At 64.1% G+C, this 14,403-nt stretch carries 12 protein-coding genes and 1 tRNA gene; all 13 read right to left on the bottom strand.

Annotated features, from left to right (window positions below; all coding sequences use genetic code 11):
• On the bottom strand, positions 1-318 hold a 318-nt coding region (locus HMPREF1138_RS10430), incomplete at its 3' end, for a biotin/lipoyl-containing protein (RefSeq protein WP_009059645.1).
• Between the two features lie 10 nt (positions 319-328).
• The gene (locus HMPREF1138_RS10425) at positions 329-1,078 is read right to left on the bottom strand and encodes a DeoR/GlpR family DNA-binding transcription regulator (protein WP_009059629.1); all 750 of its coding nucleotides are present in this window, start codon (positions 1,076-1,078) and stop codon (positions 329-331) included.
• A 332-nt stretch (positions 1,079-1,410) separates the two neighbouring features.
• On the bottom strand, positions 1,411-1,842 hold the full coding sequence (locus tag HMPREF1138_RS10420; protein WP_021612481.1) for an RbsD/FucU family protein: 432 nt from the start codon (positions 1,840-1,842) through the stop codon (positions 1,411-1,413).
• Between the two features lie 13 nt (positions 1,843-1,855).
• A complete protein-coding gene (locus HMPREF1138_RS10415; protein ID WP_039938008.1) occupies positions 1,856-2,851 on the bottom strand; it encodes a LacI family DNA-binding transcriptional regulator in 996 nt (331 codons plus the stop codon).
• Entirely contained in the window at positions 2,826-4,235 is a 1,410-nt protein-coding gene (locus HMPREF1138_RS10410) for a rhamnulokinase (RefSeq protein ID WP_009059647.1), read from the bottom strand. The genes HMPREF1138_RS10415 and HMPREF1138_RS10410 overlap by 26 nt, the downstream gene beginning before the upstream one ends.
• A 166-nt stretch (positions 4,236-4,401) precedes the next feature.
• Positions 4,402-6,165, bottom strand: coding sequence for an L-fucose isomerase (locus tag HMPREF1138_RS10405; protein ID WP_039938006.1), 1,764 nt, complete (start codon positions 6,163-6,165; stop codon positions 4,402-4,404).
• Between the two features lie 188 nt (positions 6,166-6,353).
• A complete protein-coding gene (locus HMPREF1138_RS10400; RefSeq protein WP_009059632.1) occupies positions 6,354-7,427 on the bottom strand; it encodes an ABC transporter substrate-binding protein in 1,074 nt (357 codons plus the stop codon).
• A 94-nt stretch (positions 7,428-7,521) separates the two neighbouring features.
• Positions 7,522-8,526, bottom strand: a complete 1,005-nt coding sequence (locus HMPREF1138_RS10395) for an ABC transporter permease (protein ID WP_009059642.1) — start codon at positions 8,524-8,526, stop codon at positions 7,522-7,524.
• The gene (locus tag HMPREF1138_RS10390) at positions 8,523-10,040 is read right to left on the bottom strand and encodes a sugar ABC transporter ATP-binding protein (RefSeq protein ID WP_009059639.1); all 1,518 of its coding nucleotides are present in this window, start codon (positions 10,038-10,040) and stop codon (positions 8,523-8,525) included. The genes HMPREF1138_RS10395 and HMPREF1138_RS10390 overlap by 4 nt, the downstream gene beginning before the upstream one ends.
• Positions 10,041-10,226: 186 nt before the next feature.
• The gene (locus tag HMPREF1138_RS10385; protein WP_009059626.1) at positions 10,227-10,586 is read right to left on the bottom strand and encodes an MGMT family protein; all 360 of its coding nucleotides are present in this window, start codon (positions 10,584-10,586) and stop codon (positions 10,227-10,229) included.
• 2,071 nt (positions 10,587-12,657) lie between these two features.
• Positions 12,658-12,729, bottom strand: a tRNA-Asn gene (locus HMPREF1138_RS10380).
• A 108-nt stretch (positions 12,730-12,837) separates the two neighbouring features.
• Positions 12,838-13,632 (bottom strand): MerR family transcriptional regulator, encoded by a 795-nt coding sequence (locus HMPREF1138_RS10375; RefSeq protein ID WP_009059636.1) that lies wholly within the window; start codon positions 13,630-13,632, stop codon positions 12,838-12,840.
• 338 nt (positions 13,633-13,970) lie between these two features.
• On the bottom strand, positions 13,971-14,403 hold a 433-nt coding region (locus HMPREF1138_RS10370), incomplete at its 5' end, for a transposase (RefSeq protein ID WP_202898350.1).

Below are 14,403 nucleotides of genomic sequence, written 5' to 3'. Positions count from 1 at the left end.
GGGGGCGCTGGCCTGCTCGGCGGGAGCAACGTCGGCGGGAGCGGCGTCAGCGCCGGGCACGAGGCCGGAGATGTCCTCCCCGGGCTCACCGACGATGATGAGCGGATCCTTCACGGGGACCTCGTCGCCCTCCTCCCACAGGAGCTTGAGGACGGTGCCAGCGGCGGTGGAGGGAACCTCCATCGTCGACTTGTCCGTTTCGATGGACGCGAGGGTCTGGTCGACGGCGACGGTGTCGCCTTCGGCGATCATCCACTCGACGATGATGCACGACTCAACAGAGTTGCCCAGCTGGGGCATCACCACGATGGTGGCCATGTAATTCCTCCTAGACGATGCGCAGCTTCGTGCGCTCGGCCAATTCCTTGATGGATTCTTCGGGGATCTCATCGTCGGTGATGATTCCGGTGACCTGGTCGATCCCCATGAAGGTGACGAAGCCGGCTTCCCCGTACTTGGAGGAGTCTGCGAGCAGCCACGTCTCTTGTGCGCGTGTGCGCATGATAGAACCGACCTGTCCGCCCTCCACGAGTTGGGTGGTCAGGCCGCGATCAACGCTAAAACCGTCGGTTCCAAGGAACGCAACGCGCGCGTTGAAGTCATTGATGGCGCGCTCGGCGACCGGTCCCACGAGGGACTCGGACTCGGCGCGGAAGTGCCCACCCGTCAGCGTGATGTTCAGGTTCGGGTTGGAGCGGGCGTTGGCGAAGACGAGGACGGAGTTGGTCAGGACCTGGACTCCTCGCTTGCCGGTGAGGTACTTGACGATCAGGGCGCACGTAGTGCCAGCCTCGATCATGATCCGATCGTCGTCGTGGATCATGTCTGCGGCGGCCCGGGCGATGCGTTCCTTCTGATCCACGCGGTCGTTTTGACGCAGATGGATGTTACGGAAGGTGGTGGGGCGCGCCCCGCCGTGGGTGCGCACGAGGTAGCCCTGTTCATCGAGGGCCTTGAGGGAAGCCCGAACGGTTACGGGCGAGACTCCCAGGTCGGAGGCGAGCTGAGCGACGCTCACCTCACCCTCGCGGGCGAGGCGATCCAGGATGTAGTTCGTGCGTTCTTCTGCACGTCCCATGGGCTCACCTCCTCATGTCGAAGCGACAATCTTTGTCGCTTTCACTTTCGTTAAGGACAGAATAGTCATTTAAACGAAAGTATGCAACATCACGTGGCGGTGTCGCCCACCCGTGCACACCCCCCGAACGAACGTTCACCAAAGCGGCGGACGAAAGGCCTATTGGCCTGACATTTCGCGGATTAACGGCCGGGAGGGCGGTCCCACTCGGACCGCCCTCCCACTCGTCAACGCGACGACGCTTGGCACTCACGCCGCACGCTCAAACGAAAATGAAACGAAAGCGCACGTTACCGGGCACAAAAGCCCCGGCCTCGTACCGACGAGGTGTTTTACTCCCCAGGCATACGCACGCCCACCGTCAGCAGCAGGTTGCCGTACAGGCGCTGCTCCCCCGTCGCAACGATGATGCCGACGTTCTCGTCGCGCGCAGCATCGTAGAAGTCCCAGCGCGACAGCTCGCCGAACTCGACACCCGGCAGAGCCGCCCGGAACTCGTCGTGAATCGGAATCTCCACCGGATCAGCGTCGGGGGCGGGAGTCATAATCTCGGCGCGCTCGATCGGAATCGTCCGCTTGAGCACGTCAAGGACCTGACTGACGTCCAACAGACCCGGAGCCAGGTTGAGCGACACGAGTTCGCAGCGCGGGTTCACACCCGTCGTGTGCGGGTAGTTCGCGTCAGCCAGCAGGATCTTCGACCCGTGACCGGCCGCGGCCAGCGCGCGCAGGAACTGAGGGTGAGTCATAGGACCGTAGAGCATGAACATACCTTCCTTACAGGTGAGAACTGGCCCGGATGACCAGTTCGGGATCGATCACAATGTCTTGAGAGGGGCCGCCGTCCATCAGCGAGCGAACCAGCCGAACCGCCGTGCGTCCGAGGCGGTCGAAGGGCTGATGGATCGTCGTCAGCGGCGGCGCGTAGGAATCGGCCCCGTCGATGTCATCGAAACCGACGACCCGCACGTCGCGAGGAACCACTCCCCCGCACTCGTAGATGTAACGCATCGCGCCCAAAGCGAGCTGATCGTTCGCCGTCTGAATGCCCTGCGGCAAGCGGCCCGCCGCTCGCATCACGTCGTAGCCGTCGCGTGAATCCCACGAGTCGGGTTGCAGGATCACCGGGGTAATCCCGTAGGCCTCGCACGCCTGGACGTAACCACGGCGACGCATCTGCGCGTCCGACCAGCCGGAGGGGCCAGCGATGTGAACGACGTCGGTGAGCCCCTGCGCCAGCAGGTGCTCGGTCGCCAGTCGCGCCCCGCGCACGTTGTCCACCGCGACCGTCGAAATACCGTCAAGCCCCTGCTCGCTCGTCAGAACGAGGACCGTCGGGAAACGCTTCCCCGACTCGATCGCGACGTCGATCGTCGGATCCTGGCCCCCCAGGATGATGACGCCATCCACGTCGAAGGGCGCAAAATCGGAGCGCAACTGCCCGTCCGGCCCATACGCGTAGGACAGGGACACGTGATACCCGGCCTGCGCCGTGGCATTGAGGATCGACAGGAGCACCGTGCCGTGACCGTGGAACATGGGCGCGGCCAGCACGACCTGCAACACGTTCGTCCGCTTGGCCGCGAGCGCCCGCGCCGCGTAGTTGGGCACGTAGCCTAGCTCCTCGACGAGCTTGGCGATCCTCGCCCGCGTCTTCTCCGAGACTTCCGGGTCGCCGCGCACGACGCGAGAGACGGTGTTGGTGGACACGCCGGCCTTGCGCGCGATATCGGCCAGCGACACCTTCTTAGGCGCGGGTCGGCGTGTGGACATGAGTCGATGTGCTGGCTGCGATGACGGAGGCGCGGTCCTGGGGATCCAGGGCGCCGATGGTCTCGAGCTGGGCCAGGAGGGAACCGAAGGTCGAGGCCTCGATGGGGCCGCGCACGACGGTCACCCCCGCGATCTGAGCGGTCAGGTCGCACAGCAGGCGGTTGCGGGCGCCGCCGCCGACGAGGTTGAGCTGGTCGGGGGCCTTGCCCGTGGCCTCGGTCAGCTCGCCGATCCCCCGAGCGTAGCGGCGGGCGAAGGACTCGATGATGACGCGCACGTAGCCGGCCATCGAATCGGGGCGGGCGACCCCCTGGGCATCCAGGGCCTCGTCGATCTTGCGTTGCATGTCCCCGGGGCTCGCGAAGGCCTCGCCGTCCGGGTCGAAGACGCCGGGGGCCTCAGGCAGCTCGCGCGCCTGAGCGACGAGTTCGTCGGTGTCGGTGGGAGTGCCCTCGCGTTCCCACTGGCGCTGAATCTCCTGAAGGATCCACATGCCGGTGATGTTGAACAGGGGGCGCACTCCCCCGTCGGTGCGGCCCTCGTTGGTGATCCCCATGTCGAAGGCGACGTCGCTCATGAGGGGCTCGTCCTCGATCGCTCCGAGCACCGACCAGGAGCCGCAGGACAGGAAATACGCGCGCTTGCCCGCTTCGATGGGCAGGCCGTGGACGGCGCAGGCCGAGTCGTGGGCGCCGCCACGCACGACGGTGAGGGTCTCGAGGCCGGGCACCGTGCACGGGCCGACGACGGTGCGGTCGGCGGACAGCTCGCCGAACCAGCCGCGCGGGATGCCGAGGCGAGTGAAGACCTCGTCGTTGAAGTCGCCGCCGCCGGGGGTGAGCAGGCCGGACGTCGAGGCGATCGTGCGCGACCATCCGACGACCCCGGTGAGCCGGTAAGCAAAATAGTCGGGCAGGAAGAGCGCGGCGGCCACGCGGCTGGCGGCCTCGGGGTCCTCGCGCAGGTAGGCGAACAGCTGGTTCGCGGTGTTAATGGTCGCGGGCTGGTTGCCGGTCAGGTCGAAAAACTCGCGGTCCGCGATACGCTCGCGGAAAGCGTCAAGGGTGCGCGACGTGCGCTCATCACGGTAGGCGATGACGTCGCCGACGAGGCGTCCATCCTCGTCGAGGGGGGCCCAATCCACGCCCCACGTGTCGATCGAGACCGCGCGGGCGTCCGGGAACTGCTCGAGAGCCTTCATCAGGCCGTTGATCGTCTCGGCCTCCATCGTCGCCACGTCCCACGTCAGCGTCCCGTCCTCGCGGCGGCGGGCCTCGTGCTTGAAGCGGTGAATGTCCGTGACTTCCAGGCGGCCGTCAGTGAGAGTTCCGGCGAGAACTCGCCCGGACGCGGATCCAAGGTCAACAGCAAGTACGGTGGTCATTGAAGTCTCCTGTCGCGGGATCGGTGCGCGCGTCCCGTCATTGGGCGTGTGGTGCGGGTTTTCCTCATCGGCGAGGCCGGGGCCGCGTCCCGGGAACCGGCTGAGCCGGGAAAGGAGCCCGTTCGGGCTCGGGGAGAGAGGAACCCGAGCCCGAACGGGAAGTGCATCAGCGGTACATCGGGCCGAAGGTCTGGCAGGCGCGGAAGTCCGCGGCCTCCAGGGACTCGGTGCCGAACAGCGACCACGCCTTGGGGCGGAAGATCCGCTCCTCGGGGACGTTGTGCATGTTGACCGGGATGCGCAGCATCGACGCCAGCGTGATGAGCTGGCCGCCGATGTGGCCGTAGGAGATCGCGCCGTGGTTCGCGCCCCAGTTGTTCATGACGTCGTAGACGCTCTTGAAGGCGCCTTCGCCCGTCAGGTTCGGGACGAACCAGGTGGTGGGCCACTCGATGTTGGTGCGCTCCTCGATGGTGAAGGCAACCTCGTCGGGCAGCTCGACCGTGTAGCCCTCCGCGATCTGCAGGACCGGGCCGAGGCCTCGGACCAGGTTGATGCGGCACATCGTCACGGGCATCTCGCCCGAAGTGCGGAAGTGCGTCGAGAAGCCACCGCCACGGAAGTAGCCGGTCGAGGCTGGGTGGAAGGTCGTGGCCTCCAGCGTGGCCTCGCGGTCCTCCTCGGTGAGCTCGTACCAGGGCTTGATGACGTTCTCGCCGTCACGCACGGCCTTGCCGGCGCCGTCCAGCGTGGTGGAGCCGGAGTTACGCAGGTCGAGCAGGCCGGCGGCTGCGCGGCCCTCAGGCTTCCAGCCGGTCGCCTTCTCGATGGACTCGGGGCTCCAGTAGGTGCGCACGTCGGAGAAGATCTGCGGCGTGTTGGTCAGCAGGTAGCCGAAGAGCATCGACGCGCCGTTGAGCGAGTCGTTCTCGGTGGCCACGACGGAGGGCTGACGGATGCCGGTCCAGTCAAAGTTCGTGTTGAGGATGGTCTCCAGGACGTCGCCGTTCGGGAAGTGGTCCGTCCACTGGCGCTGGCCCTGGAAGCCGGCGGCGATGGCGCCGTGGCCGCCCGCCTCTTCCTCAAAGCCCAGCTCGGCCAGGCGCGGGTTGCCGTGCATGAGGTCGCGGGCGATGAGCGTCATCTTGGTGACGAACTTCCACCAGTCCTCGTGCTTCTCCGGGTACTGCCACTCCGGCGGGTTCCAATCCTTACCCTGCTTGAAGTTCTCGCGGATCCACTGGTAGGCCTGCTCGTACTCCTCGGGATCGTAGATGCCCTCGTCGATACGGCGCGTGAACTCGCTCATGTCGATGTACTCGTTGCGCATGCCCAGGTAGGCGCCGAAGAAGTCAGGGTTAACGACGGAGCCGGCGATACCCATGGAGACCGAGCCCATGGACAGGTAAGCCTCGCCCTTCATCTGAGCGACGGCCAGGCCGGCGGTCGCGTAGTCGAGGAGGCGGGTGCGCACGTCCTCGGGGATCGAGGTGTCGTCGGCGTCCTGCACGTGCTCGCCGTAGATGCCGAAGGCGGGGATGCCGATCTGGGCGTGGCCGGCCAGGGCGGCGGCCAGGTACACGGCGCCGGGGCGCTCGGTGCCGTTGAAGCCCCAGATAGCGTGCGGCATCGCCGGGTCCATGTCCGTGGTCTCGGTGCCGTAGCACCAGCACGGGGTCACCGTCACGGTCAGACCCACGTTGTTGGCGCGGAACTTCGCCGCGCAGGCCTGCGCCTCGTGGACGCGGCCGATCGTGGTGTCGGCGATGACGACCTCGACCGGGGCGCCATCCGGGTAGCGCAGGTTGGAAGTAAAGAGGTCGGCGACAGACTTCGCCATGTTCATGGTCTGCTCTTCGAGCGACTCACGCACGCCCTTGCGGCGGCCATCAATCGTGGGGCGGATTCCGATGCGGGGGTGTTCAGTCATTATTCCTTCATCCCTCATGAAGACGTCGATGTCGGAGCGCGGGGGCACTCGCCCCCTCGGATCCTTAGATTCAGTGAGTGCCGGGTCCGCAGGTCCCGCCCCGACCATTCGGGGCGGGACCTGCGGCGGGCCACCGGTTCGGCGTGCGCCTCCCCGGCCCCGGCCTCGTGCCCTATAGACCTAGTGTCTCACTCGTACAGGTTGGCCTTGATGGCGTCGGTGTCGATGTTGGACTTGTCGTACCAGGCGAAGCCGGAGTCGATGACCGTGGGCAGCTCACCGCCGTTGAGGGCGGCAACCGCGGCCTTCACCGTGTAGTAGCCGATCTTGACGGGCGACTGGGTGACGGCGCCAGCCTCCTTGCCGGACTTGATGGCGTCGATCTGGGTCTTGCCCGAGTCGAAGCCGACGATGGTGACGTCCTTGCCGGTCTCCTCGGCACCCTGCACGATGCCCGAGGCCGCGGCCTCGTTGGAGCCGTACATGCCGACGATGTCGTCGTTGGCCTGGATGATGGACTTGGAGGTGTCGGCGGCCTTCGTGACCTCACCGGCGATCTGCTCGTCCAGGAGCTTCAGGTTAGACGGAGCGTTGGCCTTGAAGTACTCCTTGAAGCCCTCGCAGCGCTGCTTGCCGGTGGTGGAGGTCGAGTCGTGGCAGACCATGCCGACCGAGCCCGACTTGCCATCGAGCAGCTCGATCATGTGCTTGGCGGCTTCCTCGGCGGCCTTCTTGTTGTCCGTCTGGACGGTGGTCACCGGGATGTCGGACTCGACACCGGAGTCGAAGGCGACGACGGGGATGTTCTTGGCCTCAATCTCCTTGAGGATGTCCTCAGCGGCCTTGGAGTCCAGCGCCGCGAAGCCGATGGCCGCGGGGCCCGAGTCGAGGGCGGACTTCAGCTGGTCGGTCTGCTCGGTGACCTTGGTCTCGTCCTGCGGGCCGACGAAGCTGACCTTGTAGCCCAGCTCCTCGCCAGCCTGCTCGGCGCCTTCCTTCACGGCCTGCCAGAAGCGGTGCTGGAAGCCCTTGGAGACCAGGTAGATGGTCTTGGTGCCATCACCCTTCACAGCGGCCTTTTCCCAGTCCTGCTGCTCGCCGGAGGTGTCCACCTTCGAGGCGCCGGAGGAGTCGCTCTTGGTGGTGCTGGTGTCGGAGGAGGAGGAGCCTCCGCCCGCATCCGTCGAGGTCGTGCAAGCAGCCATGCCCAGGGCCATGGAGCCGACAGCGGCGGCGGCGATGATACGTCCGATGGGGCGCATTGGTGTTCCTTTCGTGGGGGCGGCGGGGTCATTCCCGCCCTTGGTGTGTGTGAACCGACGTCGGTCCACGATGGGTGAATTGAATGGGTAAGAATCAGGCTGCGTTTTCGCGGATGCGACGGATGTTGTCGATGACGACCGCGAGGAGCAGGACAATACCGGTAACGACGAACTGCCATTCGGCCGCGATGCTCATCATGGTCAGGCCCTTCTTCAGGGTCTCCATGAGGATCGCGCCGACCAGCGCGCCGGGGATCGAGGCGCGCCCACCCGACAGGGAGGTGCCGCCGATGACGGCCGCCGCGATAACGTTGAGCTCCATGCCCACGCCCTCAGCCGGCTGGACGAGGCCACCGCGCGAGGAGTAGAGGACCGCGCCGATGGCCATGAAGGCGCCGGCAACAACGTAGATGATGATCTTCCACAGGCGAACGTTGACGCCGGAGAGGCGAGTGGCCTCCTCGTTGGAGCCGATGGCCAGCGAGTAGCGGCCCAGCAGCGTCTTGTTCATGAGGAAGGTCGCCAGGATGGTCAGCACCACGAAGATGAGGACGGCGTTGGCAACGTGCGGGATGATCTCGCCACGGGCGATGAACTTGTAGCCGGGGTTGGCGATCGAGATGGAGGCCTTGTCCGAGATAATCAGCGCCAGGCCTCGTGCGACCATCATCATCGCGAGCGTCGCGATGAATGGAGGAAGCCCCAGGATCGAGACGTTCAGGCCGTTGACCAGGCCGATCGCCATGCCAACCAGGAGGGTGAGGACGAGGCCCAAGCCCAGCGGCAGGTTCATCTTGTCGCCCGCCAGGAAGATGCCCGCCATGACGGCCACGAGGCTCATGCCCGTGCCGACGGACAGGTCGATGCCGGAGGTGGCGATCACGAAGGTCGCACCCAGCGCCATGACGCCCGTGTAAGCCGACTGCAAGACGATGTCGAGGTAAATGGTGGGCTTAGCAAAGCCGCTGGCTGCAACGCTGAAGAACGCCAGAATAACGACCAGGGCAACCGTGACGAGCAGCAGCTGCATGTTCTTCTTCAGGAAGGCCGCTGCAGGCGACGGCGCCTGTAGGCCCTTGTTGTCGACGACGGTGCTCACGCGTCTACTCCGTTCGCTTCTTCCTGGCCGACGGTGGCCAGTTCCATGATGTTTTCTTGGGTGGCGTCCTCGTTGTTGAGGGTGCCAATAATGCGGCCGTGGGCCATGACGGCGATGCGGTTCGCCAGGCGCAGGACCTCGGGCAGCTCCGAGGAGATCACGATGATCGCCTTGCCCTGCTGCGCCAGGTCTTCGAGGAGCGTGTAGATCTCATCCTTCGCGCCCACGTCGATGCCGCGGGTCGGCTCATCGAAGATCAGGACCTCGGAGTCACGCTCGAGCCACTTGGCCACGACAACCTTCTGCTGGTTACCGCCGGAGAGGCTGCGGACCTCGACGTCGACGCTGGGGGTGCGCGTGCGCAGCTTGGACACGTATTCCCGAGCGACCTTGCGCAGCTTGACGGTGTCGACGACCGATGCCTTGGTGAAGTGGTCCATGGCGGCCATGCCCGTGTTGAAGGAGATGTCCTTGTCCAGGAGCAGGCCGAACTGCTTGCGGTCCTCGGACAGGTAGCCGATGCCGTTCTTCACGGCGTCCGTAGCGTTCTTGATCGAGACCTTCTTGCCGTGGACGTAGATCGAGCCCGCCGTGTGGGGGTCCGCGCCGAAGAGGGCGCGGGCGACCTCGGTACGACCGGCACCGACCAGGCCGGCGAAACCGAAGATCTCACCCTTCTTGACCTCGAAAGACACGTCGTGGACGGCCTTGACGGTCGAGAGATTCTCGACGCGCAGAACGACCTCATCGGACAGCGGCTTCGTGGTGGGACGCGCGTCGGCGGGAACCTCGCGACCGACCATCATCTTGACGACCTCGCTCATAGGCGTCGTCGCCGTCTCCACCGTGCCGATGTACTTGCCGTCGCGCAGCACCGAGATGCGGTCAGTCAGCTCGGTCAGCTCCGGCATGCGGTGCGTAATGAAGATCAGGCCCGTCTGCGGGCACACGAAGTCGCGCACCAGCTCGAACAGCGATTCCGTCTCGGTCGTGGTCAGGGGGGCCGTCGGCTCGTCCATGACCAGGATCTTCGAATCGAAGGACAGCGCGCGGGCGATCTCGACCATCTGCAGGCGAGCGACCGGCAGGTCGCGACAGTGGGCGGTCGGATCGATGTTCATATTGAGGCGCTCGAACAGCTCATGCGCGTCGCGGATCATCTTGCGGTCGTCAATGTAGGACCACTTCGAGGACCCGGGCCGACCCAGGTACAGGTTCTGGGCGACCGTCAGGTCGGGAACGATGTTGAGTTCCTGGTGGATGATCGACAGGCCGAGGGAACGAGCGTGTTCAGGCGACTGAATGTCGACTTTCTCGCCCTGCAGCCAGATTTCACCACCGGGATCGGCCTTATGGATACCGGTGAGCACCTTCATGAGCGTGGACTTGCCCGCTCCGTTCTCACCGCAGAGACCCAAGACTTCACCGGGGCGAAGGTCGAGGTCCACGTCGGACAGCGCCTTCACGCCGGGGAACGTCTTCGAGATCCCCTTTAGCTCTAGTAAGTTCGTCACTTCTCACCCCTTGGGTACCAGTAACTTCTCTGTTTCTGGAGTTTGCTTCCCCGGCTATCGTTAACGCTAACGGAAACGCATCCAGGGAAACGCCCTCTTCGGCGTCCCTTTAAGAGTAAGGCATCACAGGTGCGCGCGCCAGCCAAATCGGCGAACGCGTAACCAAATCGTAATAGACTTCCGCAGCTACAAGTCTGACATTTCCGCACTATTTCGCAGATTCTCTAGGACAGTTTGCGCGACAGTGTCGAGCCAGTCCTGATCGACGAGGCAGGCGCTGAGCGCAAGTCTTCCGCGAACCGGATCGTGACGCATCCCCTCCTGCTCCCAGTGAGACAAACCGTCCCCTCGCACAGTTGTTGGAAAAGTTCCGTGAACGTTCACGACGCGCCACCACGGGACGCTACCGCCCCAATCGTGCATGATCCGCCCCACGACGCGCGGACCGGTGCCAACCGCACGGGCGATCATGCCATACGTGGCTGCATGCCCGGCCGGAATTGACTCCACGACGCGCAGGACAGCTTCGACCAGTTCTTCTCGCACAGCTCCATTCCTTTTCGATTCTCAGGTTGCTATTCAATCTGCAGGCCTCCTCACCACCCACGCACGCGCACACCAGCCGCCCACATCCTCACCACCCGCGCGCTGGCACGCCAGCCGCCCACATCCTCACCACCCGCACACGCACACGCCAGCGCGGCCCGCATCCTCACCACCCGCACACGCACACGCCAGCGGCCCGCATCCTCGACACACGCGCACTGGCACGCCAGCCGGAGCCCACCCCGCACGCGGATAGATTATCGACATCCGGATAGGTTATGAACATCCGGATAGGTTATTAAGCTATCCACATCCTCACAACCTATCCACATGCGCGTAACCTATCCACATGCGAGCCACGCCCTCGCAACCCGCGCCCACGCACACCAGCGGCCCCACACCCGCGCACGCCAGCGTGCAAGTCCACAGCACTGCACACCTATCCCAACTCTCCCCTACGAATGCAAGCGAGCCCGTGATGGATTTGATGCGGAGCGGGAATCCCCCCTGGGCTAGTCGTGGAATAATCGACCGTCGGAAGGCCCGGGCAATGGGCCCCGCTCCCCACTTTTCCCTTCATGTCCCGCGTCGATGTTCTCGCGCGACAGGAGGGACATAGGACATTTCGTGTTGGCTTGTTGCCACCCGCCCCACTGGACGTCAGGTTGCCGCGTGACCTGGCAGCCCGTTCGGCGTCCGCGTCACGTGAGAGCGGGGTATTGATCATGCTTTGGCAGCGGGCGCATCAGAACCGGGACGTGCGAGACAAGACCCGCCAAGAAACGCCAGCAGGGCCGATGATGAGAATGAGCGGACGTCGCGGCACCTTGAAAATAATTCGAGTGAGAAATAGAGGGCTTTCCCGAAGGATCACACGGTAACCGCACCTATGACGAGCAACAGGCCGATCACCTGGAGCTGACGCCCCACGCGGAATGAGCCCTCCCTTTAGCCCCACCGTTGCAGCTAGGGACTGATCGGACATCACGGTTCTGACCCAGGCATTGCGCCCGCGGTCGGCGAGCTTGCGCCTGATAAGAAAAGGGTGGCCCACCTGCCCGGGGATCACTCCCTGGTGGGCTGGCTACCACCCTCTCGAGCATTGTATCACTATTGCGGACATAGGACGAAGCGCGTTGGTCACGGCTCGATCTCTGGCATCGTCGCGGGAGGGGTCGGCGGGCTTGTACGCTCGCGCCGCCGCGCTTCAAACAGGATCACCCCCATCGAGAGGATTGCACCTCATCGGGAGCATTCAACCCGTGAGGAGCATTCGAGCATCTAGGGAAGATTTAACCCGATCAGTTGGGGGTGACTCTTGCCGTTCAGGTGTTTCACCTCATCGGACACAGGCCCCGTCGCGGAGCTGGCCGCCCGTGACGCCCCCGTCATTACCGGCGACGCTTTTCTGGCGTTTATCGGCGCCCCGCCGGGCAGCCCGCACCAGTGAAAGAGTGTGACGCCAGTGAGGGAGCATGACGCCCGGGGTAATGGTGGGGGTTTTGCACCATTGGAAGCATCCTGCCGGCGTGTCGCCGGCGTGTCGTGGCTCTAATGATGCAATTCCCCCCGTTTGGCGGTGCCCTCGACGTAGGCCGAGCTCAACCGTGCGCCTCTCACAGCGCAATTGCCCCCGTTTGGCGGTGCCCTCGACGTAGGCCGAGCTCAACCGTGCGCCTCTCACAGCGCAATTGCCCCTGTTTGGTGGTGGTGAGATCGCGGTTCGGGGTGGTGAGATCGCGGTTCGGGGCGGTGAGATCGCGGTTCGGGGCGGTGAGGTCGCGGTTCGGGGTGGTGAGATCGCGGTTCGGGGCGGTGAGGTCGCGGTTCGGTGCGGCGTGGCGCCCAAAACGCAGACCACCTCGGCGAAAAACACCAACAATGGGCTGTCGCGGGCGAGGTGGTCTGCGATGTGGGCACAACGGCGCCTGGCCTGGTGTGTCGCTCGCACGCGAACCGCTGAATATGCGCGGTACCCCCTATCTTTAACCCCGAGTCACCCCCACTCCTCCCCTGCACCGGTTCAGGGATAAACGAAAAGCCCCGAGCCCGTGAGGGCTCGGGGCGTCTGCTCCTGCGACTGGATTCGAACCAGTAACCGTCCGATTAACAGTCGGATGCTCTGCCGTTGAGCTACGCAGGATTGCGACAAGAGAAAATGGTAGCAGAGACTATTCGGAACTGGCAAGCCAGATACGGGCCTCCAGCTATGCTGCGCGTCACTGCCATCCGACTTCCCCGTCTGGGGCGTTCACTCCCACGTGGGATTCTGGATATCCAGCCCCTGCTGCCTCGCGACGCACTCGATCGCGTCGGCAAGCCACTGCGCGAAGCCAACCTGCTGCGAATCGTAGTGCTCGCGGAATCGCTCGTCGTTGATGTAGCCGCGAGACATGATGTAGTGCTTGGCGGGCGTGACCGGAAAGAACTCGCTGAGTAGTTCCCTATGCTCCTCGACAAGGCCGACGGCCCTCTCGCTGTCAGGGGCGACACCATCGCGAATTGCGTCGATCATCCTGCGTTCGATGTCGTGGAATCGCTCAGAGTTCTGACGCCATTCCGCAGCGCACCACGCGGCTGTACGCCTGCGCGATTCACGCCAGTCATCGGTATCTCCGTAGCGTTCTTCGGCCTCGTTCTGGTGAGCCGCAAAGTCGGCGTCTCCCAGGATCTTCCCGACGTCTTCCAGGGTGAGCTCGTTGTCATTCATTGCATCCTCCAACAGTGTATCCAGTGCTTCGATCATTGCGTCTGTTTCGCGACGCTGAGCAAGAAGGCTCTCTCGTTGCCTCTTGAGGTGTTCGATCTCAGAGTCTCCACAGTCGAGGAGAGCCTTGATATCCATCAGATTCATCCCCGTCGCCCGGTAGATGACAATCCTCTGGACACGCACGCAGTCCTCGCGCGAATAGAGCCGGTAGTTCGACCAGCTCCGCGCGGCGGGAGCGAGAAGACCCTGCGCCTCCCAGTGGTGCAACGTTCGCACCGTCAGCGAGAACCGCTCAGCGACCTCCCCGACCGTGTAGGCAGTGGTGTCGTTACTCATGACATTGATTCTGACCCCTGACGCCGCGTCATGGTCAAGCGGAAGAAAGTTCCCGTGTCGCGGTCACGTGAAAAACACGCCAGCATCGCAGCCACGCGACACACCGTGTCCACGTCACTGCCCCACGAAAAACGCACCGCGGCATAGAAAAGTCACCCCTGCGAGCGTCCTGTTGTTCCTCGCATTCCCCAACACTCGTACCTCATCCCAAAAAGTTTGAGCCGATCAGCTTCGTTCAACCAGATCGGGAAGATTCAACCCGATCAGAAGAGGTGGAATCTTCCCAATCGGTCAAGTCCTGTGGAGTGGTGTAATCGTTTTGTGTCCTTCGGAGTGGGTTATGCGCTGAGTTGGAGTGGGGGTTCCTCCTGTTGGGTGGGTTGGGGTGTGAGTCGTGATCTGGTGAGGATGTCGAGGCTGAGGTAGCGTCGGCCTTCGGCCCATTCGTCGTTTTGTTCGGCTAGGACGGCTCCGACCAGGCGGATGATGGCCTGGCGGTTGGGGAAGATTCCCACGGAGTCGGTGCGTCGGCGGATTTCGCGGTTGAGGCGCTCATTGGGGTTGTTGGACCAGATCTGGGTCCATACCCCGGTGGGGAAGGACGCGAACGCGAGGACGTCTGCCCTGGCTTGATCGAGGTGATCACACACGGTGGGGAGCTTGTCGTGGACGTAGTCCAAGAGCCGGTCGTATTGAGCGTTGACCGATGCGGCGTCGGGTTGGTCGTACACCGAGTGCAGCATCGCTTTGACAGCGGGCCATAGCGTTTTT

This window comes from Actinomyces sp. ICM58 (genome assembly GCF_000283035.1).
GTDB lineage: Bacteria > Actinomycetota > Actinomycetes > Actinomycetales > Actinomycetaceae > Pauljensenia.
The sequence above is the reverse complement of the archived record's forward strand: the minus strand, read 5'-3'. Positions and strand labels throughout refer to the sequence as shown.

What these genes read in the sequence shown, in the direction of transcription:
- HMPREF1138_RS10410 (WP_009059647.1), bottom strand. Translation starts at nt 4,235, where the DNA reads ATGACCACCGTACTTGCTGTTGACCTTGGATCCGCGTCCGGGCGAGTT.
- HMPREF1138_RS10415 (WP_039938008.1), bottom strand. Translation starts at nt 2,851, where the DNA reads ATGTCCACACGCCGACCCGCGCCTAAGAAGGTGTCGCTGGCCGATATC.
- HMPREF1138_RS10375 (WP_009059636.1), bottom strand. Translation starts at nt 13,632, where the DNA reads ATGAGTAACGACACCACTGCCTACACGGTCGGGGAGGTCGCTGAGCGG.
- HMPREF1138_RS10400 (WP_009059632.1), bottom strand. Translation starts at nt 7,427, where the DNA reads ATGCGCCCCATCGGACGTATCATCGCCGCCGCCGCTGTCGGCTCCATG.
- HMPREF1138_RS10420 (WP_021612481.1), bottom strand. Translation starts at nt 1,842, where the DNA reads ATGCTCTACGGTCCTATGACTCACCCTCAGTTCCTGCGCGCGCTGGCC.
- HMPREF1138_RS10425 (WP_009059629.1), bottom strand. Translation starts at nt 1,078, where the DNA reads ATGGGACGTGCAGAAGAACGCACGAACTACATCCTGGATCGCCTCGCC.
- HMPREF1138_RS10405 (WP_039938006.1), bottom strand. Translation starts at nt 6,165, where the DNA reads ATGACTGAACACCCCCGCATCGGAATCCGCCCCACGATTGATGGCCGC.